Origin of the sequence: Luteolibacter sp. Y139, assembly GCF_038066715.1 — a bacterium.
GTDB classification, from domain to species: Bacteria; Verrucomicrobiota; Verrucomicrobiia; order Verrucomicrobiales; family Akkermansiaceae; genus Haloferula; species Haloferula soli.
Map to the genome: position 1 here is coordinate 552,474 of NZ_JBBUKT010000002.1, position 24,637 is coordinate 577,110.

General features: G+C 61.6%; 13 protein-coding genes and 1 tRNA gene. 7 read left to right on the forward strand and 7 right to left on the reverse strand.

Annotation, left to right across the window (positions count from 1 at the left end):
* Positions 1–4: 4 nt before the first annotated feature.
* From WKV53_RS07215 to WKV53_RS07230, 4 genes are all read right to left on the reverse strand, one after another.
* A complete protein-coding gene (locus WKV53_RS07215) occupies positions 5–604 on the reverse strand; it encodes a hypothetical protein (protein ID WP_341403745.1) in 600 nt (199 codons plus the stop codon).
* Positions 601–1,410, reverse strand: coding sequence for a rod shape-determining protein MreC (mreC, locus tag WKV53_RS07220; RefSeq protein ID WP_341403746.1), 810 nt, complete (start codon positions 1,408–1,410; stop codon positions 601–603). Before mreC ends, WKV53_RS07215 begins: the two co-directional genes overlap by 4 nt.
* A gap of 26 nt (positions 1,411–1,436) precedes the next feature.
* A complete protein-coding gene (locus tag WKV53_RS07225; RefSeq protein WP_341403747.1) occupies positions 1,437–2,468 on the reverse strand; it encodes a rod shape-determining protein in 1,032 nt (343 codons plus the stop codon).
* A 250-nt stretch (positions 2,469–2,718) separates the two neighbouring features.
* Positions 2,719–5,631, reverse strand: a complete 2,913-nt coding sequence (locus WKV53_RS07230; RefSeq protein WP_341403748.1) for a LamG-like jellyroll fold domain-containing protein — start codon at positions 5,629–5,631, stop codon at positions 2,719–2,721.
* 255 nt (positions 5,632–5,886) lie between these two features.
* Here WKV53_RS07230 and WKV53_RS07235 point away from each other — a divergent pair, with 255 nt between their 5' ends.
* Entirely contained in the window at positions 5,887–8,481 is a 2,595-nt protein-coding gene (locus tag WKV53_RS07235; protein WP_341403749.1) for a histidine kinase, read from the forward strand.
* On the forward strand, positions 8,474–9,106 hold the full coding sequence (locus WKV53_RS07240) for a response regulator (protein ID WP_341403750.1): 633 nt from the start codon (positions 8,474–8,476) through the stop codon (positions 9,104–9,106). Before WKV53_RS07235 ends, WKV53_RS07240 begins: the two co-directional genes overlap by 8 nt.
* Positions 9,107–9,140: 34 nt before the next feature.
* On the opposite strand, the gene WKV53_RS07245 is transcribed toward WKV53_RS07240, so the two are convergent.
* Positions 9,141–15,677: a choice-of-anchor Q domain-containing protein gene (locus WKV53_RS07245; protein ID WP_341403752.1), complete on the reverse strand. Its 6,537-nt coding sequence runs from the start codon at positions 15,675–15,677 to the stop codon at positions 9,141–9,143.
* A gap of 155 nt (positions 15,678–15,832) precedes the next feature.
* On the reverse strand, positions 15,833–16,621 hold the full coding sequence (locus WKV53_RS07250) for a ParA family protein (protein ID WP_341403754.1): 789 nt from the start codon (positions 16,619–16,621) through the stop codon (positions 15,833–15,835).
* A 182-nt stretch (positions 16,622–16,803) separates the two neighbouring features.
* Between WKV53_RS07250 and WKV53_RS07255 the strand changes: the two genes are divergently transcribed.
* The 5 genes from WKV53_RS07255 (at position 16,804) to WKV53_RS07275 (ending at position 20,817) form a co-directional block, all read left to right on the forward strand.
* Complete coding sequence (locus WKV53_RS07255) at positions 16,804–18,561, forward strand: endo-1,4-beta-xylanase (RefSeq protein ID WP_341403755.1); 1,758 nt, start codon at positions 16,804–16,806, stop codon at positions 18,559–18,561.
* A 50-nt stretch (positions 18,562–18,611) separates the two neighbouring features.
* Complete coding sequence (locus tag WKV53_RS07260; RefSeq protein ID WP_341403756.1) at positions 18,612–19,538, forward strand: M28 family peptidase; 927 nt, start codon at positions 18,612–18,614, stop codon at positions 19,536–19,538.
* A 77-nt stretch (positions 19,539–19,615) separates the two neighbouring features.
* Positions 19,616–19,688: transfer RNA gene (locus WKV53_RS07265), tRNA-Ala, on the forward strand.
* Positions 19,689–19,833: 145 nt separating this feature from the next.
* A complete protein-coding gene (locus WKV53_RS07270) occupies positions 19,834–20,277 on the forward strand; it encodes a hypothetical protein (RefSeq protein WP_341403758.1) in 444 nt (147 codons plus the stop codon).
* 96 nt (positions 20,278–20,373) lie between these two features.
* Positions 20,374–20,817 carry a hypothetical protein gene (locus tag WKV53_RS07275; protein ID WP_341403759.1) on the forward strand — a complete coding sequence of 148 codons (444 nt, stop codon included), beginning with the start codon at positions 20,374–20,376 and terminating at the stop codon, positions 20,815–20,817.
* A gap of 66 nt (positions 20,818–20,883) precedes the next feature.
* On the opposite strand, the gene WKV53_RS07280 is transcribed toward WKV53_RS07275, so the two are convergent.
* Complete coding sequence (locus tag WKV53_RS07280) at positions 20,884–24,567, reverse strand: PQQ-dependent sugar dehydrogenase (RefSeq protein ID WP_341403760.1); 3,684 nt, start codon at positions 24,565–24,567, stop codon at positions 20,884–20,886.
* Positions 24,568–24,637: the final 70 nt, after the last annotated feature.

A 24,637-nucleotide genomic window follows, 5' to 3' on the forward strand; every position in this document is an offset into this window, starting at 1 on the left:
GGTGTCACGCGATGGAGCGGTAGCGGGACCGTTGCTTTTTCTTCAATCCTTCAAAGCGGATCTCGTGGCCGAATTTCCCGGCAATGGAGAACAAAACCCAGAACACCAGCGGCGAGAACAGCATGGTGAGGGTGGAGGTGGCGGCGATCTGGAATAGCGTGGCTTCCGTGAAAACGAAGCCGCCGCGGATGAAATTGATGATGAGATATTCCGCGGTCAGATAGACGAAGATGGAGATTCCGACGAGTGCGGTGGAGAACTGCCACTTGCCCTCGCGGAAGAGCGGTTGGATGCCCTGCATCAGATACCCGATCACCCCATAGAGCAGGATCGAGTAGCCGAAGCGGAGGGGCTCCACGTGATACCGGTAGATCTCCGGATCGCCACCGGGTGGCCCCAGCGCACACTGGGCATCCCAGAGGAAGCCACAGGTGAATGCCAACGCCAGCATGACCGGGGGGCCGACCGTCACCGACGCACAAAGGAAGACCAGCGTCACCAGCAGCAGCCGTGCATTGTAGAGTCCCGTCAGCGCCGGAATGAATTGCTGCGCGGCGAGCGCCAGCAGGACGAGGACGAACAGGCTCAAGGCGTAGCGGATCACGGGGTCACGGCAGGCAAAAGGAATACCGTGCTCAGATCCGTGAAATCAACTGACGGACGGACCAAAGCCTCGGAGTCGAGCGGTCCGGGAATGACCGACTCGATGGTGCCCACCAGGATGTTCGCGGGGAAAAGCCCGCCGCGCCCGGTGGTGTAAACTTTCGTGCCCGGGCTGAGCCGGGAATTTCGGGAAAGGAATCGCAGGCGGAGCCGCGGCCCGCCCTCGTATTGGCCACGCTGGCCGCTGAGGATGCCCTTTTCGACGGTGCCCTCGACCTGCACGGAAACCTGGCATGCCTCGTCCGTCAGCAGGATCACCGACGAGACTCCGGTCTTGCCAACCCGGTCCACCTTGCCGACGAGACCGCCATTGGCGACCACCGGCTGGTGAAGGGCGACTCCGCTCTCTTCGCCACGGTCGATGTCCACCGTCTGCCACCAGGTCGTGGGCTGGCGGCGGATCACGTGGGCGGCGGTGGCCTTGAAATCCATGCGCTTCTGGAATTCCAGGTCGCGACGCAGCCGGGCGTTTTCTTCTTCCAGATCCTGGGCGTGGGACTCGATCAGGCGCAGCCGGTCATACTCGCTGCTCATGGTCTCGAGTTTGGCCTCCAGCTCTTTCGAGTGGTGCACCTCGTCGACGAAGCTGCGGGCCTTGACCTCCATCGAGGAGCCGGCGCTTAGGAAGGGAGTCAGCCACTGATAGTAGGTGGCTTGGATTTCCCTGACGGCGCGCTCGCTCCGGGTCAGGGCCCACACGGCCCCGGCCAGAAAGAGAAGGAATGCGAGGAGATTGAGCGGCCTCATGGCGAGGAGCGCTTGGCGTCAGCCGGTCAGTAGTGGGAAGAAGTGGTGACCCGCTTCAGTACCTCGATCTCCTGAAGCATCTTGCCGGTGCCTTCCGCCACGGCACTGAGGGGATCCTCGGCGACATGGACCGGCAGGCCCGTTTCTTCACGGAGAAGTCGGTCCAAGCCCCGCAGGAGGGCTCCACCGCCTGCCAGCACGATGCCGCGGTCCACGAGGTCGGCGGCAAGTTCTGGCGGGCAACGCTCCAACGTCGTGCGCACGGCATCGACGATGGTGGAAAGCGGGTCGGCCATGGCCTCGCGGATTTCCTGCGAGGTGATGGTGATGGTTTTCGGCAGGCCGGCCACGAGGTCACGGCCCTTCACATCCATGGTGATCTCCTTCGTCAGCGGAGCCGCGGAGCCGAGTCGAATCTTGATATCCTCCGCGGTGCGCTCGCCGATCATCAGATTGTAGGCGCGCTTCATGTAGGAAACGATCGCCTCATCCAGTTCGTCGCCAGCTGTCCGGACGGAGCGGGCGAAAACGATGCCACCCAGCGAGATGAGCGCCACTTCCGTGGTGCCGCCGCCGATGTCGACGATCATGTTGCCAGAGGCGTCCATGACCGGGAGGCCCACGCCGATTGCGGCGGCCATCGGCTCTTCCACGATGTGGACTTCACGCGCGCCTGCCTGCTCGGCTGACTCGCTCACCGCGCGGCGTTCCACTTCGGTGATGCCGGAGGGAACCGCGATGACCACCCGCGGGTTGTTCCGCCGGCGGTTATTCGCCTTGCGGATGAAATGGCGGAGCATCGCCTCGGTGACCTCGAAGTCGGCGATCACGCCGTCCTTGAGCGGGCGGATGGCCACGATATTGCCGGGCGTGCGGCCTAGCATGCGTTTGGCATCGTCGCCTACAGCCAGCACTTCATTGGTGCCCGCCCTGACGGCCACAACGGACGGTTCGCGCAGGACGATGCCCTGATCTTTGACGTTGACGAGGGTATTGGCGGTGCCGAGGTCGATGCCGATGTCATTGGAAAACCAGCTGCCGAATAATCGAGCAAACATTCTGATGGTGAAAGGATTGGAAAAGGAAAATGACGGTCGTCAGAAGCCCCGGCGCGGTACCGTCCGCCGATTGCAAGGGTTCAAAAATTCGCCCTCCCCGACTATTCGGGAAGGCGGCGGACTATGGCGATCTGCACCCCGTGGGGTCAAGCGGGAATCCCTTGTCCTACAAAGAGCGACGGCGGCAAAAAGAAACCGGGAATCGCGCGTGGCGATCCCCGGCATGTGAATAACCCGGCTGCTCCCGAAATCAGGGGTTGAGCTTGATCCGGTAGAAGGCCTTGCCGGCCGGCGGGGAGGGGTCGGTGAAGCTGGCCGTGCCGGCGGTACCGGCGAAGGCCGCATTCAGCACGGACCAGGATCCGGAGCCGAGGTTGGTGCTCCTTTCGATGGTGAAGGTCACTCCGGTGACGCTCGGCCACTGGATCTGATGGCCGGTGCCGATGGTGGCCGCGAAGCGGGAGGTGCCGGTGTTCGGTGTCAGGCCGAGGCGATACTCGGTCAGGTTGTCGGAGCCATCGTGATCGAAGTCGCCATCCGCCGCCTGGCTCAGGTCTCCGAACCAGGTGGTTTCCCAGGCGTCAGGCAATTGATCGCTATCGGTGTCACCAGCGCCACCGGTGAAGAAGAACTGACCGGGAGTGCGGGCGATGTCGCTGATGCGGACTTCATCGATCACGCCAGCGAAGCCATCGGTGGAACCAGGGCCGGTGGGGTCACCCTTGCCCTCATTCCCGATCGTGAAATCCGGAGCGGCACTGATGAGGTCACTCGTCATCTGACCGGAGAACACTTCATTGGCCTGCGTGCGCGATGGATCGAGCAGCGTCCAATAGAGCTTCAAGTTGTCCGGCGTTGCTTCGCTGCCATTGTAGCTGACGGCGACGTGATACCAACTGCCTTGGACGATGGCGTCCGGATCACCACTCGTCGGCAGCGGCGCTGAGAGCGATTGGGTGCCGATAGCTCCGTGGATGTTGATGAATTCCAAGCGCGGCGTGGTGCCGCCCGTGTTCCCCGGTCCATTGATCGGAACGAGACGGAATTGCCAGATGCGACTGGCGCTGGCATCCGACTCGCCAGTCACGATCTGCATCGCGTTTGTGGGAGAAGTGGCGGCCGCGGGATTGAAGTCGATCCTGACGATGGCTTCGTAGGTGAATGCTCCATCCGCACCTGCATAGCTCATGGTGGTATCGTCTTCCGGGCCATTCACCAAAGGCTTCGCAGAGAGTGCACCACCCGAGGCGGAGCCGCGTCCGAGTGATGTATCGAGGCCCGTGGAGAAGCCGGCAAGCGAAGGTGTCCAAAGCCTGCCGTTCCCATTGAGGGCACCCATCGTGACGGGATTGCTGCCCACATCCATTGCCGGTTGATCCACCTCATCGAGATGCCAGAGGTGAAGGGTATGGCTATCCGCTGCATAGGGTTGAAACGCTCCGGAGTTGTCCAGGATGCCGTCGCCGTCGATGTCGCCGGGCTTGGAAGCCGCTGAGTTGGGATCCGAGCCTGCATTCTGCTCCTGCAGATTGTTCGCGGTATCGCCGTCTGGATTACCGGTAGCATCCTCGTCGAGACCATTGAAGTTGGCGATCTCCCACGAGTCGATCAATCCATCGGTGTCGAGGTCGGTTGGCTTTTCCGCAGTGGTTGGATTGGTGCCTGCGGTCTCTTCCTGCTCGTTGGTATAGCCGTCGCCGTCCGGGTCGCCGGAGCCATCCTGTCTTGCCAGCAGGGTGGTCCTGTTGTCGCCATTGACGTGGAAGTAGAGGACTTCCCAGCCGTCTACCAGGCCGTCCGCATCGCCGTCGGGTGAGGAGAGTTGATCGAGAGGATTGGTACCGGCGGTGTATTCTTCGGCGTTGGTGTAGAGATCCTGATCGGGATCCTGGGAGGCGGTGAAACTCAGGTCGCCCAGGAAGTTGAATTCCCAGCCGTCGCTCAAGCCGTCGGTGTCGCTGTCCGGGAAGCTGGTGCTGCTGTTGGGATCAGTGCCCGCTGTTTCCTCGTCGTTATTGGTGGCGAAGTCGTGGTCGGGATCACCGTCACCGGATTGGTTGAGATTGCCGAAGTGCGCGATCTCCCAGGAGTCTGCCAAGCCGTCGGCATCGGTCTCACCCGGGATGGACTCGGAGTTGTTAGGATTGGAGCCGGCGGTTTGCTCCGCGAGGTTGTTGAATCCATCGCCGTCGAAATCACCCGATCCGTTCTGGGTGAGATCGCCGAAGTAGGTGACCTCCCATCCGTCCTGGAGGTTGTCGTTGTCCGTGTCCCCTTCGTTGAAGAAAATGAACTGGCTCGGCGTTCGTGCGACCTTGCTGATGCGCACCTCGTCGAGAAGACCGCCCAGCGGCTCGCCTCCCAGCCCGCCGGTGCTGCGGCCTTCATTTCCCAGCACCAGGATGGCATCGTCGGCGAGCTCCACGGTTTCCACCGTATTGGTCCCGATCTCATTGGTCGTGGTGGACGAGGGCGCGACACGGGTCCAGTAGAAGCGGAGCGTGGTGCCATCGTAAGTCAACGCGACATGGAACCATTCATTCGCGACGAAGGCGTGGGCTCCAGTGGTGGGGATCGGGATGATCGCCGCGGCGGGGGTAGTGCCGATGGCGTTGAACTCGAGATTGCCGGTGGTATTGATGCGGAACTGGAAGCCGCGATCGGCTGCGGCGCCGTTGGTGTCGGTGCAGATGATCTCGCGGTTCGCGCCGGTAATGGATGAGACGTTGACCATCGCTTCCAAGGTGAAGGCATTGCCAACGCCGTAGATGGTGGAATGGCCCGTCATTTGATCAGGGCCCACCGGCGCACTGTCGCCGGGGCGGAAGGCTCCGTTTCCATCCGCGTCGACGCCGAGACAGGCGTCGCTGAAAAGGCTCGCGGCATTGCCGAATCCAGTGAAGCCGGTGCTGCCGAGCACGGTGGTGATCAGCGCCTGGTCGACGGTGTCGCCGGCATACGGATTGCCATCGATCGAGAGGGCTGCCCGACCGGTGGAACCGGCATTGGCGGCGGAACTCGTTCCCGACGCCTCGCTGAAATGATAGAGATAGGTGGTATCGGCATCAGCTGACGTGTAGGGGGCCACTCCCGCTTGTGCGGCGGGGAGAAGCAGCCCTGAGACAAGCAGCGCACCGACGAAGGGGTTCGTCTGGATTTTCATTTCTCGTGAATCTTGGGTCTGGGTTTGGGGTCGGGAGACGCCGCCGGGAACAACGGTGCGTCTGCGGGATTCAAGGAATCCGATCAATCCAGCTAGGCCCGCATTTTCGCTTGTTTTCAATGAGATGCGGCTCCGTCACACCAATATGGGACGATGCGTAACACATTCGTGTGATGGCCCCTGTGGCTGCTTGCGTCCCCCTGCGATTCCCTCTTGAAAGCGTTCCCCAACTATCCACGGATAGAGGGCAAACCCATGCATTCACACGCTCCGACCCAAGCAGTTCGCGGCTGGCGGCCACGCCAGCTGTCGCGGTGGGTCGCGTGGGTTTGCCTGCTTGCTCTAACAGGAGCTCTGCTGGCGGCGGAACCTAAGGTCGAACCCTATGAAGTGGACAGCAACACCATTCACTTGTGGCATCTCGATGAGCAGGGACCTCCATTCAAGGATGCGGTCAATGATGGGAGCGATCTGCGAGGTATGCACAACGGAGCGGCTGCTGGGGAGCCCGGCTTGCTAGGACTGGGACGCTCGATTTCATTCCATCATGATGCCGGAGGAACACCGGGTGAACCCTCGCTCGCAGGCGCGATCGTAACGGTGGCCCCTGTTCTCGCGAATGGCAGCGAGGACAATGCACCGGAGGGCTTCCGTTTTCAGGGTGAGAAGGGGGCATTCACCTTCGAGGCGATGCTGAAGTTCGATGAACTGCCGTCCCAAGCCCGGTCCATCGCGCTTGCCATCATCACGATGGACGGTGAACAGAGCGACCGGATCTTCAGCTTCCGTGTGGAGCGGGAGGGCTTCCTTTCCTTCACTCCTCTTCCCAACAGCGGCGCAGAGGGCGGCGCCATCGCGTCGATTCCAGTGCGCGGTCCGCACGCGATCAATACCAAGGACTGGTTCCATGTGGCCGTGTGTTACGACGGTCGGCCGGGAGTGCCGGGCTCCCTGCAGCTCTATTGGACACGGCTGGATGCTCCGCGCGAGTCAGCCAATCGGATCGGTCTCGGCATGCTTTCGCACAAGCTGGCCACAACGACGGGCGACTTCGCGATCGGCAACGAAGCGCGGAACCACCTTCCCGGGAATGCCGAGGCGGAGCCTTTCCCCGGGCTGATCGATGAAGTGCGGGTGAGTTCGGTGGCGAGGCATCCCACCGACTTCTGTTTCGTTTCTCCCGGGAAGCGCGGATCAGACTATGCCATCCCTCCAAAGGAAGCGAACGCACGTGGCGGCACCTTTCAACTGGGCTTCACCGGCGTGACGGTGGACGGCGAAGCAATCCAAGCAATTCCACCGGCAGGCACGCCACTGAGTCTCAGCCCGGGCCTGCACCGGATGGAGTTCGAGATCGGGGCAGGGTCGAATTTCGTCGGTCGTCCTGTGCAACTGCGCTGCCAACTCGGTGGATTCGACGAACACTGGCAGGAGAGCGTGCTGGGAATGAGCCTGACCTTCGAATTTTTGGATGCAGCCTCGAAGCCACTTTCCCAAGCCCAGTTCAACATGACGGGAAGCAGCCCCGGATGGGGGACGGGATTGGGCGACTCGAACACCACGATCAGGCGCGGAGCGCTCTACTCACCGGAGGACGCGAGATTCCTGCGCGTCACGCTCAGTTCCGGAGCGCAGGACACCAGCGGCAGCTTGTGCCTCGATAACCTCGATATCCATCTCCCTGAGAGTCCGGAAAAACCGCTATGGGCCAACGGCCGGTTTGAAATCGGCTCGGACGTGCTTTCGCCGATGCGGGCTCCCACGGGCTGGTCGCGCGGTGGGGAAGAACCAGCCATCGCCCTGGTTTCTAACAAGGATGGCTCTGCCATGCTGAGCCTCATCGATGGCGACCAGTCGATGGGTGGAAAGTGGACGGCCACCCAGGCACTTGATCCGGCGAAGACCGCGGGGCGAACGCTGATCGTCACGTGGCGCGAGGCCTACAACGTGATCACCGGCAACTTACAGCGAGCGACCTTTCTCAATGTTCCGCCGGGAGAGTATGTCTTCCGCGCGATTGGAATGACGAACGATTCCCGCCCTGAAACGGCGGCACTCACGCTGCCCATCCTGGTGCGCCCGCATGCCTGGCAGCGGGGATGGTTCTGGCCCGCGGTCACGACTTGCCTCAGCTCGCTGGTGGCGGTCGCACTGATCCGGCAACGCAACCGGCGCAACCGGCAACGGCTGCGCGAACTCGCCTTCCAAGCCGCGTTGGAAAGAGACCGAACCCGCATTGCCCGTGACGTGCATGATGACCTCGGCACCCGCATCACGGTCCTCAACCTGGCGGCGACCTTGGCCGGGCGTGCGATGGAAAGGGAACCTGACAAGGCGCGGAAGCAGCTCGAGAAGATGAAGTCTGTTTCCCGCAGTCTGGTGATCGCCATGGATGAACTGGTATGGGCAATCGATCCCTCACACGACAACCTCGATGAGCTCGCCTCGCGGCTGACCCAGAATGCCGATGAGATCTTCCAGGATAGCGAAATCCGCTATCGCTATGACGTGCCGGATTCCTTGCCGCCGCTACCGGTGGGATCGGATTTCCGGCACAACGTTTCGATGGCGGTGCGCGAAGCCTTGAACAACGTCCTGAAGCACGCGGGCCCATGCGACCTCACCATGACCGTGAGTTTCGACGGCAAGCTTCTGGAGATCTCGATCCTGGATACCGGACGAGGCTTCACGGCAACCGCCGCTCCGGGTGGCCACGGTCTCGGGAACTTCGAGTCCAGGCTTGCCGATATAGGCGGCACTTGCGAGGTTCGTTCCACTCCGGGAGAGGGGACTCTTGTTCGCTTCCTCTGCCCGGTTCCCAAAAACCCCAAAGCCCTTCCCGATGACTGAGAGCCCGGTGACCGTCGCGATCGTGGAAGATGATGGAGCGCTAAGGGAGAGCTTGATCGATCTGATCGAGACATCTCCCCGGTGGAAGCTCGCCGCCGCATTTTCGGACGGCGAGTCCGCGCTCAAGGTGCTCGCGAACACCCCGCCGAATGTCGTGCTGATGGACATTCAGCTGCCAGGGATGTCGGGAATCGAGTGTGTCGAGAAGCTGGCAGCTCGCCAGTTGGACACGGAGATCCTGATGCTGACGGTCTACGACAACAACGAGTGGATCTACAATGCACTCGCCGCCGGAGCATCCGGCTATCTCCTCAAACGCGACATTGCCGAGCGACTCTTGGAAGCGCTGGACGAGGTGCTTGCAGGCGGATCGCCGATGTCGGCTGCGATCGCCCGCAAGGTGGTGCGCCATTTCAAGAAGAAGTCTCCAGTCGAGAACCTTGACCTCACACCAAGGGAGACGCAGATCCTGAACTTGCTGGTGAAGGGCTCGCTCTACAAGGAGATCGCGTGGGACCTCGGGATCGGGGTCGAAACGGTGCGGACGCATCTCCACAAGATCTACACGAAGCTCCATGTCCGCACACGGACGGAGGCTGTGGTGAAGTACCTCGGGCGGGACTAGAATGCTTTGGCGGGTGATCCAAGGAGCCACCGATTCAATCCGCCCGCACCCGCACGAAATCGCGGCCGGGCTGCAGGGGAACCAAAGAGCTCCGAGTGAATCCTGTGGCAGTGCCGGCATCGATTTCGCGAAGATCTCCCGCGCCGAAGTCCAGGTCGCTGCTGATTTCCACGGTGTAATGGACGCCGGGGAAACTGGTCCAAGTCAGACCCATGACCGCGGCACCGCCATTTGCTGGAGGAGTAGTGAACGGTGAGGTGAGAATCTTGAGGCGGTCTGCCGCATCGAAGGGATTGGTGAAGCTGTCGAGTTCGTCAGCGTTGGTGACTCCGTCGCCATCGGCGTCCGCCGATCCTTCGTTCGGTCCGACCGAGAAGCCCCACATCACTTCCAAGCGATCGTCCATGCCATCGAGGTCGCTGTCGACGAGAGGCGAGTTCACGGGGAAACTCTCGACGGCTCCGATGTCTGGTGCGGAGCCGATGGGCCGGGGGAGTTTCCGCTGGTCCGAGCCCGGTGAAGTGACGAGCAGGGTAGCGGCATCGATGACAGGTGACCCCGGCAGCGGAATGTGGCAGCGGGTCATGCCGCCGTAATTGCCGAGCGGTGCCAGGCCCGGGTTCAAGGGCGCAGAGGTAGTGCCGACCTTCGGGCCCGCGGGGAACAGAGCGGCGCAGGAATTGTTATTTCCCACGAAGTTGACTCCCTGCCGCGGATAGCGGGTCGAATTGGCGGCACCGGTGAAGTAGAAATCGTGGCCCGGGGTCGCGAAGGTGGTTCCGGTCACCTGGTTTCCGGCAACAAGGCAGTTGGCGATCCTGATTTGATCCCATTCATCCAGATTGCTGCAACCGCCCCGGTCGGTGGCCTGATTGTAGGCCAAGGTGCAGTGATCCAATTCGATGGTGGCCGATCCTTGGATGGCACCCCCTTCCTTTGCTGAATTTCCAGAGAACGTGCAGTTGGCCAAGCTGGCATGACCCTCCAAATGGAGGGCTCCACCGTAGCCGTCGGCGTGGTTGCCTTGGAACAGACACGAGTCCGCAGTGAGATCGCCTCCAGCGATGCGGACGGCCCCTCCCCAGCCAATGTTGGTCATGGCTGTATTCGCGTTCAACTCGCAACCCACGAGTGTGCCCGAGGCACGGGCGATGGTCACGCCTGCCCCTCCCGAGTCCCGGCGTCCGTGATGGATGGCCAGATTCTCAAGCCGGAAGTTCGAGCCGGTCCACGCATAAAAGACTCCGGATTGGGAGTTGCCTCCAATCGGAAAGAGGCGGCCTTCCGCGCGGATGGCGAGAGCTCCGGAAAGTTCGATCGTGGCACCCGCCAAGGTGATGCCTTCCGCCGGAAGGCCGGAGCCCAAACGGACTTCATCGTAACCCGGATTTAGCTCTGCTTCATCCACTGCTTGGCGAAGCGTCAGAGGAGACATCCCTCCCGACAAGCTATCGCCGGCACTCGTGACGCGGATGAAATCGCGAGTAGTGAACGACTGGGTGGATGAGTGAATCGCGGAGGCGGAAACATTCGCGACCACCTTCCAATGGTAAGTGGCGAGGGGCAACAGGCCAGTCGGTTCGATCCACGGCGACGTCACAGTGCCGATCGACGTCATCGCGGCAGGTGAGGTGCCGAGGAAGACTTCGTAGGAAGTCGCCGCGGGCTCGAAGATCCAGGTGAGGCGGGGTTTCACCGGGACACCGGCTTCATTGCCGACCGGGAAGAGAGCGGCCTCCAGCGACGAATGGTCTGCAGAGCCAAGATCGGGTGCAATTCCGCTGGTCCGCTGAACGCCGCGCTGGTCCGCCGAGGGAGGATTGGCGAGCGACGCGGAGGCACGCCGGGCTGGTGACGCGCCGCCGGGGGGCATCGTGAAGGTTGCTCCGCCATGGTCGCCAAGATCAAGAAGCCGTGGATCGAGCGGATTTGCAGGAGTTCCAATAAGTGGGCCTGCGGGAAGCACGGTTTCCAACAGGTAGTTATTTCCGATCAAGTTGGTGCCTTCGACATGCAACCCGGCGGTGTCCCCCAGAAGATCATCGTTTTTCCAAACCCAATTGCTCGCGACGACTTGGGGGGAACCCGTATGGTTGCCTGCCACGATGCAGTTCCTGAGATAGAGAGGACCGCTCCATTCGATCCCGGCGGCTGAATTGTTCGCTTGATTGCCGCTTACGGTCGTATGGGTCAGATCACCACGGACGAAGATGTCAATCGCAGCCCGGCGGCCCCGATTGGAGGCGACGGTGCAGTTGGTCATCTCCAGATCCTCCGCCCAGATCGTAGAGGAAGAAGTAGTGCCGCCCTCGGAAAGGGCCGAGTGATTGTATGCAAAGGTCGAATTCCGCGCGCGGAATATCCCGAAGGAATAAACGGCATTCCCGTCCATGGCCGCCCGATTGGCGAGGATGCTGCAAGAATCCATTTCCACCACGCCGTCATCATTTTCGATGGCCCCACCTTCATAGCCGCTGGAACAATTGCGGAGTTCCACCCGGCGAAGCGACATCCATGCGGAGTTGGTGATCCCTCCGCCGTTGTTCGATGCGTAGCCCTTTTGAAGGACGAGATTGGAAAGGGAGACGCTGGCATACCAATCGTCACATTCGAGCAGGCGAGTCTGATCGTTGCCATCGATCACGAACCGACCATCCGGAATGGAACCGTCGATCTCGACATCGGAGTCCAAGTTGAGAGCGCCCTTGGACAGGAGGAGCGGACCGGAAAGAATTGATGGACTGATGGAAATCTGATCCCGGCCGGGATTCGAGGCGGCGAGATGCAAGCATTCCCGCAAGGAAAGCCCCGAGCCGTCAGTGGGATTGGCATCATCTTCATCCGCAAGGGTGGTGACGGTGAAGCGCGAACGGGTGGTGAAGGCCATCACCGGCGAGGGAATGTGCACTTCGCCTCGCACGGCAATTACTTGCCACTGATAAGAAGTGCTGGATTCCAAGCTCACCGCAAAACTGTCCGACGAAGTCGAACCGATTTCGGTCAGAGGCCCGCCGGCAGCTCCGATGAGAATGAGATAGGAATCGGCTCCGCCTTCGAAATTCCATCGCAAGGTTTCTGACGGCAGGACACCCGTGGTCGCATTCGCCGGGTAGAAGAAAGCATCGCTTGCGGACACCTCAATGGCACCGAGATCGGGAAGCGCGCCAGCGATTCGGGGAAGGCCACGTTGGTCAGCGGCTGGAAGGGATGCCAATACCATCCCGTGATTGAGGGCAGGGCTGCCGTATGCGGGAACGGTCATTGCGCCCGGATTGCTCTCGGTCGCCAAGAGCAGAAGCTTCGGGTCGAGGGGAGCCGAAGCCGTGCCGACAAGCGTCCCGCTCGGGAAGAGCGTCTCCGCCCCGGTATTGACGCCGATGAGATTGGCGCCTTGCGGGGTGAGATAGGAGGCGGAACTGGCAAAGACATCTGACCGCCGGTTGGTATTGTTGGTCTTGTTGCCAGCGACAATCGAGTTGGTGAGGACCGTCCCGGACAAGCCCACATACAATCCTCCGGCGTCTTGCGACAGATTGTTGGTGATGGTGCAGTGTGTAAGCTCGCAAGTCCCGGCGCAGTAAATGGCCCCTCCTTGGGCAGCCCGGTTTTCAGTGAAGGTGCAATTGGTGGCCCGGGTGATGCCAGAGGTGTGATAAAGCGCCCCGCCATTGGAGGTTGCGGCGTTCCCGGTGAAGATACTGTTCTCAACGACAAGTCGTCCGCCATTGTTGTAAAGCGCCGCACCGCCCGCTGAGGAGTTCCCATGGAACGTGCATCCAGACAGCGTGGCGGCTCCATCGCATCCCAGCGCACCACCGGACAAGTTGATGGTTGATGCACCCGTGAACTTGAGCCGCCGGATGGTGGCTTCTCCTTCGACTGCGATGCGGAGTTGCCGGTTGCCGGCAAGATTCAAGGTGAGGCCGCCGGGCAGGTCCGACCCATCGATCTCACACTCAGAGGAAACGTTCAGTCCGGTCGCCTGCGACAGCGAAATGGTGGCACCGGAGAGGGCTGCCGCGAAGACGATCCGGTCCGGGCCCGGACGCGCGGCTGCGATTCCCAATGCTTCGCGGAGCGAGAGGCCGGCTCCTGACGGCGGATCGAGATCATTCTCGTCTGCAAGGGTGGTCACCACGATCGCCGTGCGAGTCGTGAACGAAGAGACAGTGCCCGTCGTGGTGACGCCGGAGATGGTTGCATCCACCCGCCAATAGTAGGAGGTGCCCGCTGTCAGCGTGGGAAGCTGGAAGCTGCCCCGGGTTGACGTACCCACCGAAGTCAGGCTGTCAGAGGATGTTCCGATGAAGATCTCAAAGCTCTGCCCGGATGCATTCCAAGCGAGCAACGGAGCCAAAGCCACTTCGGATGCTCCCGCCGCAGGGACTGAGAAAACAAGCGCCGGATCACGCTCCACTGCTCCCAGGGCGGCGGTCCCATCGAGCGGACGTGGTCTTCCCAATTGATCAGCGGCCGGGGTGGTGGAGAGTGTGAGTGCCTGGGCGAGGGAAGGAGAGCTTGGAACCGGCGGACAGTGTTGGGATTTGCCTGCGACATAGGTGCCGGCAGGAGCCAGACCGGCATTCAAGGGCGAGCTTGCGGTTCCCACCCATGACGTGGCCGGAAACATGGTTTCGGAACCGCTATTGTCGCCGATCAGGTTCCTTCCCAGATAAGTCAGGGAAGCCGTGACGCGGACATCCGGCGATCCTTCCAAGGCGCGGTTGCCGGCGATGATGGAGTTTTCGAGAGTCAAGGTGCCGGCGGACCGGTAGATGCCACCGCCGCGGAGGTTCGCGGTATTTCCGGTGATGGTGCAGTGAATCAGGTTGCAGGAACCGCTCTGCAGATAGATTCCTCCGCCGTTGCCCGCACGGTTTCCGGAAATGGTGCAATTCCGCGCCGTCAAGGTGCTGGTGATGTTGATGGCTCCGCCGGAAAATGAAGATGCCCCGCCATTCATCAATGCGAGTGCCCTCAACTCCGTCGGTGCCCCAATTCGCAAGCATGCACCCACCACACTGGCGCCGCCTGGCAGCGAGTCGCCTTCAATGATGAGATCCGACGAGATTGTCAGCGACCCTCGGGTGACGGTGACGGGGATGCCTGTCAGATCCGGGTGGAAGCGGATGATATCAAGCCCCGGATTGGAATTGGCCAAGGTGATCGCTTCTCGCAAGGAGACTCCCTCTTCCGGGAAGGTTGACGAGAGTTCGTCCGCGGCCTTGGTCACAACCAGCGGTTGCCTGACGACGAACGACAACAGGGGGCCTGGAATGGTGGAGCCGGAAACGATTGAATCGATCCGCCAGTAGTAGGTCGCCCCGACATCCAACATGGGCAATGCCATCCGCCCGGTTGAAGTCGTGCTCTGCAACGCCAGCGTCCCCGGGGCGGTGCCGAGATACACCTGATACTGGGAGGCGGAAAGTTGGTGCGACCATTCAAGCACCGGTGCCACCGCCGCATTTGTGGTGCCATCGGAGGGGAAGAAGCTGCTGGCGGATGCCTCCACCGAGCCCAAGTCGGCGGCGGTGCCGGAGACGCGCGGGAGTCCGCGCTGATCGATGGACGGGCTGTCGGCTGTCGCCACCGCTGCCTGGAGCAGCTTCGAACCTGATAGAGGGAGGCAAGAACTTGTCCGGCCACCATTGACCGCCAAGGCTCCAAGGAGAGGATCCAATGGGGCGGCCGTCGTTCCCACCAGTGTGCCGGCGGGGAATTGAGTGGTAACCCGGTTATTGCAAGAGATGAAGTTCTGGCCGCTCTTCTGAAAGTTGACGCCGTCCACGTATAGGTCGATGCGGCCACTTGAAGTGGTTGTGTTGCCCGAGATGACGGAGTTCTGCAGGCGCAAGGTTCCTCCACTGCCGGAAACCGAAACTCCTCCTCCCGGGAAGGACGTTGACCGGTTGTTCAGGACCGTGCAGTGGATCAGGTCGACCGTTGTGAGAGAGCTGAAACTGACTGCGCCGGCTGTCAAAGCTTCGTTGTCTGCGACGGTGCAGTTGATAAGCTTAGTAATTCCGGATGAGACGGAGATCCCCCCGCCACCGCTGCCGCCTTCCATCCGGTTGGAAAGAATGGAGCATTGCTTCAAGGTGACCGTCCCTGAAGCGAGGATTCCGGCGCCGCTGTTTGATGAAACACATGCCGAGACGGTGCAATCCTCCATGGTCAGATTGCCGGTGTTCTGAATGCCATTGCGACCCCGCGTCACATGGAGGCCACGCATCACGACGATCGAAGGAGTCGAGAACACCCGCTGGGTGAGATTGCCGTCGATCACTACGCCTGATGCCAGCGACATGGCGTCTATGGTCACGTTTTTCGAGAGTGTAAGTGTGCCCCGGCTAAGGAGGATGGTGCCTCCGTTCAGTGCCGGAGCGAACTTCACCGTGTCACCGGCGACGGCATCCCGGATGGCCTCGCGGAGCGAAAGGGTCGCACCGGCGGGTGCGTCGAGATCGTCGGACAAGGTGGTCACTGTTAGATCGGCCGCCCGGCTTTGGCAGAGCAGGGCGGCGATCAGGGCAGCGGTGGCAAAGAGCGTGCGGAGGGACTTGGTCACGGAAAGGTTTTGATACCCTTTATCAAGCGACAGGTGCGTCTGATAAGTCAATTCTCACAAGACATGCTGCCTCTGGAATCCATGACTTCTCGAAGGTGCCGGAAATGGCACGGATCCGTAGCTGACAGCAACTCGTTCGTGAGAAGGCTGCAGCCTCAGGCCAACACCGGCCCGACCGCGGCGTGGCGGGTCAGGAATTCGTCGGCAAGGCCCATGTAGGCATTGGCACCGATACCGGTCGGATCGTGTTCGAAGATGGTCTTCGCGTAACTCGGCGCCTCACCCAGGCGGATGGTCCGCGGGATCACCGTGCGGTAAAGCGCTTCCGGGAAGTAGTTGCCGACTTCATCGACAACCTGTTTCGCCAGGTTGGTGCGGCCGTCGAACATCGTCATGACGATGCCTTCCAGCTTCAGCTCCGTGTTCGCGCCAGAATCGCGGATCTGATCGATGACGTGGACGATTTTAGCCAAGCCTTCGAGGCCGAACCACTCGCACTGGAGCGGGATGAGGATTTCATCCGCCGCGGCTAGGGCGGAGGTCATCAGCACGCCAAGCGACGGCGGTGTATCGAGAATGCAGACGTCGAACAGGTCGTTCGGCTTGAGTCCCTGAAGGTGGATGCGCAGGCGGGTGAGGTGGTCATCGCCGCGGGCGAGTTCGATTTCCACGCCGGCGAGATCCATGTGGGACGGGATCAGCGAGAGATTGTCGCGGCCGGTGGGGATGATCTTGTCGCGGACATTCGCCTGACCGAGCAGGGCGGGATAGACGGTGCCTTCGCCATCGCACTCGATGCCGAGACCGCTGGTGGTGTTCGCCTGCGGGTCGAGGTCGATCAATAGCACGCGTTGCCCGCGCAGGGCGAGGGCAGCGGAAAGGTTGAGCGCGGTGGTGGTTTTCCCCACGCCTCCTTTTTGATTGGCGACAGCAACGACTTTCATGACGCGGCAAACAGCGGCGCGCAGTCTTCCGGGCTGGCGGCGTGGTGGCAAACAAAACCGCGATCTTGGCGGAATTCCCTCCTTCTCCCGCTCGCTTCGATCCGGATTGCCCGCAGGACACGCTTTGCGCGTGCCGCCCGTATCATGAAATGATTAATTCGTGGCCGCCCAACCCGCGGATCATGAAGCTCACGTCATTCCTCTTCTCCCTGCTGCCCGGGATTCTCGGGATGACCTTGCTTGCCGCAGAGCCGGTGACCGTCCCTTCCGGGGGAAGTGATTTGGCCGGGGAAGGGGCATCCTTGAAGGCCTATGCGGATCCTGCCCACGGCACTGCCACCAAGCGTGAGGGTGGGGGATGGAAGGTCGATGTGGCCCAGCCTGATGAGACCAAGGCATTCCTGGCGCAGGTTTCGATGGATTGCGGCGCCGACGCGCTCGCACCGGGGGAGATCGTAATGGCCTTGATCAAAGCCAAGTCCTCCGCGGGAACGGCATCGGTCGAGGCAAAGCTGCAGCTTGCCGATTCGCCCTACACGCCGGCTGCGCCAAGCAGCACGCTTGAGTTGGGCACCGAGATGAAGGAATTGCCGGTGGTCTTTCACGTGACCGATGCGATCGAGAAGGGTCATGCGATGCTGACGCTGCTGTGTGCGGCGAAGCAGCAGGCGGTGGAGGTGGATTCGGTCCGCGTCTTCCGCTATCCGGCCGGCACCGATACCTCCGGCTTCCCGCGAATCCGCCGCACCTATCCCGGCCGCGAGCCGGATGCGCCATGGCGGAAGGCCGCGCTGGAGCGGATCGAGCAACATCGCAAAGCTGACTTGTCGGTCAGTGTCCGCGGGGCGGATGGTAAGCCGCTCATTGGTGCCAAGGTCACCCTCACGTTGCGGAGACATGAGTTCGGCTTCGGCTCCGCGGTGACGGCCGAGCTTCTAACAGCCGAAACGGAGGATGCGCGGCGTTATCGAGAGATCGTCGACCGGTTGTTCAGTCGCGTGGTCTTCGAGAACGATCTCAAGGACTTCGGCTGGGAAACCGGCGCCGAGGGAAAAGACGAGCACAAGCAACAAATCGACCAGGCGTTCGGCTGGCTCGGACGACGGAAGATCGCGGTGCGTGGCCACTACCTGATGCAAGTCGCCGTGCCGCCGAACCTCACGGAGATGACAGATGCGGAGGCGATTCGCCGCCATTTTCTCGATACGGCCCAGGAGCGCATCGACTTCGCCAGCGGCCGGGTTTGCGAATGGGATGTCGTCAATCACCCGGTCGCATGGAGCGGTGCGGACTTGCTCTCGAAACGGCCGGGATTGGAAAAGCTCGATCGCGAGATCTTCGGCTTGGCCTCGCGGGCGACCTCGCTTCCGTTCTTCGTCAATGAGGACCAAATCTTTCGTCCGGGTCGTCAGGCGGATGAAACGTTCGCCTACCTTGAAGCGCTCAAGCGCGATGGCTTCCGCGTCGATGGACTCGGCAATCAGGCGCATTTCGACGAGAGCTTCCTGCCTTCACCCGAGCAGCTTCTCGCCGTGACGGATCGCTTTGCGGCGGTAGTCCCGTGCCAGGAGGTCACCGAGTATGACATCGTCACGCAGGAGGACGAAGAACTGGCCGCCGACTACACGCGCGATACCTTGATCGCCTGCTTCAGCCATCCCGCCTACACTGGGTTCCTGCTGTGGGGATTCTGGGAGGGCCGTCATTGGAAACCGGAGGCCGCCTCCTGGAACCGCGACTGGTCGATCCGCAAGCGCGGGGAAGTGCTGGAGGAATGGCTCGGCCGCCGCTGGACCACCCGTGTCACGCTGACCACCGGGGAAAAAGGAATTGCCCGCTGGCGCGGGTTTCCCGGGTACTATCAGCTCGAGATGGGGGAGAAGCATCAGGAGTTCACCGTGTCCAAGGCTATCCCCTCGGCGGTGGTTGAGTTGCCCTGAGAGGAATCTCGGCTCTTGCACGGAGGGGCCGCATCGCGGACGGATGGCTCGTGACCGAGGAATCCCAATCCCCGCCGACGCTGCAACGACGCATCGCACTTCTCCTGTGGCTGGTGCCGCTGGGGCTTGTTTTCACCAGTGGCATGGGCCTGTGGCTGCATTTCAAGGGCAAGGCCGCGGCGGAGCAAGCCGAGCAGGTGCGCTTCACCACGGCCATCGACGGAAAGCTACTGCAGGATGACATGGGCAAGATGCTCGGGTTTGTCGGTGAGCGCCATGTTTCCACCCCCGCCGGAGTCCAGGGACTCACCCGCGCGGAGGCTATGATCGAGGGCTCGCTCGGCCCGGCGAATGCGGGCTACAAGGTCGAGAAGATCTCGGGCCCGGAGATCGGGGAGACTCGCTGGCCCATCCTCATCGCCACCCTGCGTGGCAGTGATTCCAAGGCCGCGCCGCTGTGGATCGTGGCTCCTTATGATGCACGCCCGGGCTCCCCCGGTGCGGAGGCAAATGCCAGCGGCGTCGTCAGCGTGATGGCCGCTGCCCATGCCCTCGCAAATGCCTCGCCGAAGCTGACCGTCCATTTCGCCTTTGTGCCCCATGCCTACGATGCGGAGGCCCCGGTCATGGAACTTCAGGGGGAACTGGCCGAGCAGATCGGCAAAGCGGGCACCGTGCTTGTCGTCGAGGCCATGGGCGCGGCGGAGAAGCTCATGATCAGCTCGCGTGATGCCGGGAATGCGGCACTCCGCCAAGCGACAGGTCTCGGCGAGGTCGTGGGGGCGGAATCGATCTGCCTGGAGGATGACTTCGATTTGTCCTCCACCTTGTTCGAGTTCGGCCTGCCCACCGCCCGGGTTTCTACCCGGCGGGTGGTGAAGGCGGACGAAGCCGATGACACGGCCCCGGATGCGGCGGTTCATGCCGCCGCAACACGCGCTTTGGTGACTCTGATCGAAAGATTATCAGGCTCATGAAAAAAACCTCTTGCACGGCTCGGAGGTAACCCCTACCAAGCGCGCCACCTCGCCGTTGGCGAGGCGACAGGACACGAGGGGCATTAGCTCAGTTGGTAGAGCACTTGCATGGCATGCAAGGGGTCAGCGGTTCGAATCCGCTATGCTCCACTCCTCCAGTCCTCGCCACCTTCTTCTTCCCGAAGGTGCTTTTTCCCCACGAAGATTCATCGCGGTGGGCATTGATCGATCGGCGTGAGCCACATTCCGGGATTTGGGCTTGGAAGAACACCCTCTCGTCGGGCTCAATCACGGCATGTTTAGCGCCAGCAAGCTTTCCGAGGAACAGAAGTCCGCCCTGCACCGCTGGGCCGCCGATGGCGCCAGCATCGCCGACCTCCAGAAGCACCTGAAGGACGAGTTCGACATCGGCATCACTTACATGGATGCCCGCTTCCTGGTGCTTGATCTTGGCATCGAACTCTTGGAAGCACCGAAGGAGGAAAAGAAACCGGAAGACGAGGCGCCCAAGCCAGTGCCGACCGGGACCGTGGAAGTGACCATGGACGGCCTTGCGCTGCCCGGTGCGCTGGTTTCAGGCAAGGTGGTTTTTTCCGACGGCGAGTCCGCCATTTGGATGCTCGATCATCAAGGCCGTCCCGGTCTCGATCCCGACACGCCGGGCTATCGTCCGACGCAGGAGGATGTCATCGACTTCCAGAAGCAACTTTCTGAAATGATCCGGAAGAAGGGCTACTAAGCGGACGATCGAGCACCGCTGGTCCCGATTGTGAAATATTTATGTAGAGACTGTTTATCCTTGATGGGAAGACAACTGGCCGCCTAAGAGGCGGTCATGTCTCGACTTAAGATTGCAGCTATCCTCGCTCTCGTCATTGGTCCTTGTCTTGCCTTCGTAGGCTTCAAGGAAAGGCAACGCATCGGGAAGATCGAAAAGGACGGCGTGGAAGTCGCGGGAATACCCACGGGCGGCCGAATCGAGACTGGTCGCAAGGGCGGCAAGACCCACAGGATCACCGTCACGTATCCTGCCGGCGGCCCACCCAACGCGACGTCCAAGGAATTCAAGGTCACGGGTGATTTCTTTGAATCCATCTCCAGCGGTGAAACCATCACAGCGGACACCGTGAAGGTGAAGATGCTCGCGGATCAACCGGAGGAAGCGTTCATCGTGGACGGTTCGGATGATGACCGTGTGCTGTTCCCGGTTGGCCTTGCCGCCTTCGCTCTGGGTGGGGTTGGCACTGCCTCCATGTTCCGCAAGGGACGCCAAGGCTGATCACCAGCTACTTTCAAGAAGGCCCGGCGGGAAATCCTGCCGGGCCTCTTTCTTTGCGGGAACGGGTCAGTTTTCCAGCAGCTCGACTCGGAAGAACTTCTTCGGATCAGCGGCGGGAAAGGCAATTTCAACCAACCCGCCGGCGACAGGCAGGCCTTGGTTCTGCGGCACGTCCCATGGCATCCAGCTTCCAAGATTGTCGGAGGTGTCGATGCGGAACGAGCGGTTCACTGGCAGGGTGAAGCTCAGCTTTGAGGGAGGCGAGGAGGTGACGGGTCGGAAGGCGCTCGTGCCATTGTGAGGATCGGTGCCCGCAAGGAACTCGTCGCGATTATTGAGTCCGTCACCATCAGCATCGGCGGCGGGATCGCCGGACGGATCATTGTCGGGTTCGAAGTTCGAATTACGCCAGGCATCGTAGGTTTGGCGGGCAGCGAGTTCGCCGTTGATCCAGTTGGTTACGAGCGTGACGTTGGCGGAGTCGATGACATTGCTCGCAAGCGGCGGCATGCGGGTGAAGCCGCCGGTGACGGCCATGCGATGGAGGACGATCGAATGCGCGGTGTCACCGGGAACGACCAGCTTGTTCAATGGATCGCTGCCGCTATTGGCGGCGCTGCCGTTCACCAGCAGTGTCTGGGCCAGCGTCAGCTCCGGACGGCCGTCCCAGGACGGGGGACCGGTGCCGCCGCTCTTGTGGCAGTAGGAACAGTTTACGGCTAGATAGGATCGCACGCGGGCTTCCAGCGAATAGGCGGTTTCCGTCGGTCGCAGATGGCGCGGCAGCAGGTTCGGCGAGCCGGGGTTGTTTGTGAAGTAGCCTTGCTGCTGGAGCGTGGTGAGCTGGTTGCCGGTGAAGCCGAGCATGTCGCTGCTCAGATTGAGCTGGCGGGTGTTGAAGGAGAGCGCATGGCCTGCCTGCGAGGTGTGGCAGATCATGCACTCCGCGCGGCTGGGAATGTGCCAGGTCTGAGGAACCGTATTGCCATTGTCGGTGATGTTGAGCGCGAAATCGATACCGCCGTCCTCGACCAGCGTGGCTTCGGTGCCGGCATCGTTCCAGCGATAGCTCACGCCGTAAGCACCACTGGCGTTCTTCACGATGAGGCGCGTTTCGATGCGCTTCTTGCTGGCAGGCACGCCGCGCTGCATCTCCATGTCGAAATGCTTCACCCAAATCGTGCCGGTCGGTAGCGTCCATAGGCCATCCTTGGACCAGACAAACTGCGAGGTGCCGTTCGGGATCACCATCCAACGCCGCTTGATGGCGTTATCGCTCCAGAATGGCAGATTCACGTCGTAGGGGACCAGGCCCGGCGATGGCGAAAGGTCGCTGAGATCCGCGAACAGGCCGGTGGCGGAAAGTGTCGCGGGATAGGTATTCGCGACCGTAGAGGTCGTTAGCCGCCGGACGATGCCGTCGCCGATGTCGGCGAGCAAGATGTCCTGATTCGACGGATCGTAGCCGAAGGCCGCGATGTTGCCTTCACCGGCAAGGCGCTGGACGTTTGTGCCATTCAGGTCCATCGCCCAGATGTTTCCGGATTCATGGTCGCCGAAGATGTACTTCCCGGTTAGCGCGCCGATGCGGGTGCCGCGATAGACTCGCCCGCCGGTGACGGCCCTCCCTCCGAAGTCACCGTCCCGCCCGTAGTCGTAAACCGGGCCGGTGTGATAGGCGGTGAGGAAATTGGCGGGCATGGTCGGGTTCGTGGTGCGCGGCCCCGCGATCGTTCCTTCGCGATAGACCCAGCCGTAGTTCCCACCGCGGGTGATGATGTCCACTTCCTCGCGCGCGCTCTGTCCGACATCACCGCACCACAGGGCCCCAGTCGCGGGATCGAAGCCCATGCGCCAGGGATTCCGCAGGCCAGTGGCCCAGAACTCGCGGCGCACGGTGCCGGTCACCGTGCTGCCATTGTAAGTTCCGTTCCAGTCGCCGCCGAGTGCCACCGTCACGAAGGGATTGGTCTTCGGAATGGCGAAGGCGGCTACGCCCGAGTAGAGCGGAATCGAAGCATGGGTGGTAGGCTCGACGCTGTTCGCCATGTTTCGGTCCACGTCGATACGGAGGATACCGGAAAAGAGATCCTTGTTGATGAGCTGGCTGTTGAAGGTGGGATCGTCGTTGCCATTTCCTTCGTCTCCGACGGAAATGTAGAGGTAGCCATCCTGAGGCCCGAAGTGAAGGTCGCCGCCATTGTGGTTATCAAACTCGTCGCGCTGCTCGATGAGGATGCGCTCGGTGGTCGTGTCAGCGGCGTTGGGATTTCCCGCCTGGGTGGTGAACCGCGAGACCCGCTGGTAGCGCAGGCCGCTCTTGATCACCGAATAGGAGATGAAGAAGAAGCGGTTGGTCGCGTAGTTGGGATGAAAGGCCAGGCCTAACAGGCCGCACTCGGAACTGGTCTCGATGGTTTCGCTCTTGGTGGTGAGGTAGCCGGACAGATCCAGGAAGACGCTGGAAGTCGGGGACGCTGCCGTGACATTCGGAACCACCTTCAGCTGCCCGCCCTTTTCGCAGACGAACAGCCGCTGCGTCTCACCCGGCGGGGTGACCAGACAGAGCGGCTGGCTGAAGGTGAGCGTGCCCAGCGCATTCGGTAGCGAGTAGGCGGTGGCTGGCGGTGAAGCCGGGACATTCAACGCTGCATTCGCGATCTTCAGCGAGCTCGAGAACGTGATCGTGACCGTGCCGGTGGATGTTTGCCCGGTGCTATTGGAAATACGGTAGGTGAAGCTGTCGCCGGCCGGGGTCCCGGTGGTGTGGGTGTAGAGGATGGTTCCATCAGGGGAAACCGTTGCCGTGCCGGAGGCCGGAGGGCTTTCCACGATGAGCGAGGACCGGACGATCTCGCCGGAGTCGTTGGCCAATACGTTCAGCTTGGCCTTCTTTCCGTAAAGCATCGTCACCACATCCGCAGTCACGGAGGGCGCGGGAAAATTCGCGTCGGGTCCTGCTGCCGTGTTGGCCGAGATCTGCGCTTGGCTCAGTGCGTAGTCGTAGAGACGGACTTCGTTGTAGGTGATGTTCGAATTCGAATCGTCCGAATACTGCGAACGCCCCAGCCAGTTGTTGACGTCGTTCAGTTCGTTGAGGCGGAAGTTGGTGTCGACGAAGGCGACTTGGCTGCCATTGCGATACCAAGTCCATCGTCCACCGGTGGCGGCATTTGCTCCCACACCCGCCTGAAAGGTGGCGACGTAGTGGTACTGAGTGCCGGCCGTGGTCGCGAGCGTGCTGTCGGCACCCAATTCAGCCGCCCCGTCATTGCGGGCGACCAGCTTCTTGTCGTTGAAGGTGGTCCCGCGACATTCGGCGATCATCAGGTCGTCGCGGGAATTGGTCCCGCCTCCTGGAGCACCGGCGCTATTGCCGATCTCGCCGGTGCCTGAGGTATTCATGCTGCCGAAGTCGAACAACCGCTGCCAATTCTTCGCCGAGACCGGTATGGCCCAGATTTCGACGGTCATGTTCGTCTTTGACGAGACGATGCCATTCGGCAGGTCTAGATAGGCGGAGATCGTGGCTGCGGCCACGTTTCCATTCGACGTGCCGGGAAGTGTGACCACGGTGCCATTCCTCACCGCCCCGGCCCCGACGATAGTCGCCGGAGCAGCGGAAATGACGTCGGTGATGACCGTGCCATTGGTTTGATTGCCCGTGGTATTGAACGTCCACCGGTGGGTGACCGTCTGGGCTTCAGCGGAGGCCAGCAGGCCGAGGAGAAGGAGCGCTTTCCGGGACATCGGCCGGGACGATAGGCGCATTCCGCGGGAAGGCAAAAGACTTCCGGTGACGGATGGGGTGAAGTTGCTT

What these genes read in the sequence shown, in the direction of transcription:
- WKV53_RS07280 (WP_341403760.1), bottom strand. Translation starts at nt 24,567, where the DNA reads ATGTCCCGGAAAGCGCTCCTTCTCCTCGGCCTGCTGGCCTCCGCTGAA.
- WKV53_RS07270 (WP_341403758.1), top strand. Translation starts at nt 19,834, where the DNA reads ATGTTTAGCGCCAGCAAGCTTTCCGAGGAACAGAAGTCCGCCCTGCAC.
- WKV53_RS07250 (WP_341403754.1), bottom strand. Translation starts at nt 16,621, where the DNA reads ATGAAAGTCGTTGCTGTCGCCAATCAAAAAGGAGGCGTGGGGAAAACC.
- WKV53_RS07240 (WP_341403750.1), top strand. Translation starts at nt 8,474, where the DNA reads ATGACTGAGAGCCCGGTGACCGTCGCGATCGTGGAAGATGATGGAGCG.
- WKV53_RS07235 (WP_341403749.1), top strand. Translation starts at nt 5,887, where the DNA reads ATGCATTCACACGCTCCGACCCAAGCAGTTCGCGGCTGGCGGCCACGC.
- WKV53_RS07230 (WP_341403748.1), bottom strand. Translation starts at nt 5,631, where the DNA reads ATGAAAATCCAGACGAACCCCTTCGTCGGTGCGCTGCTTGTCTCAGGG.
- WKV53_RS07255 (WP_341403755.1), top strand. Translation starts at nt 16,804, where the DNA reads ATGAAGCTCACGTCATTCCTCTTCTCCCTGCTGCCCGGGATTCTCGGG.
- WKV53_RS07225 (WP_341403747.1), bottom strand. Translation starts at nt 2,468, where the DNA reads ATGTTTGCTCGATTATTCGGCAGCTGGTTTTCCAATGACATCGGCATC.
- mreC (WP_341403746.1), bottom strand. Translation starts at nt 1,410, where the DNA reads ATGAGGCCGCTCAATCTCCTCGCATTCCTTCTCTTTCTGGCCGGGGCC.
- WKV53_RS07275 (WP_341403759.1), top strand. Translation starts at nt 20,374, where the DNA reads ATGTCTCGACTTAAGATTGCAGCTATCCTCGCTCTCGTCATTGGTCCT.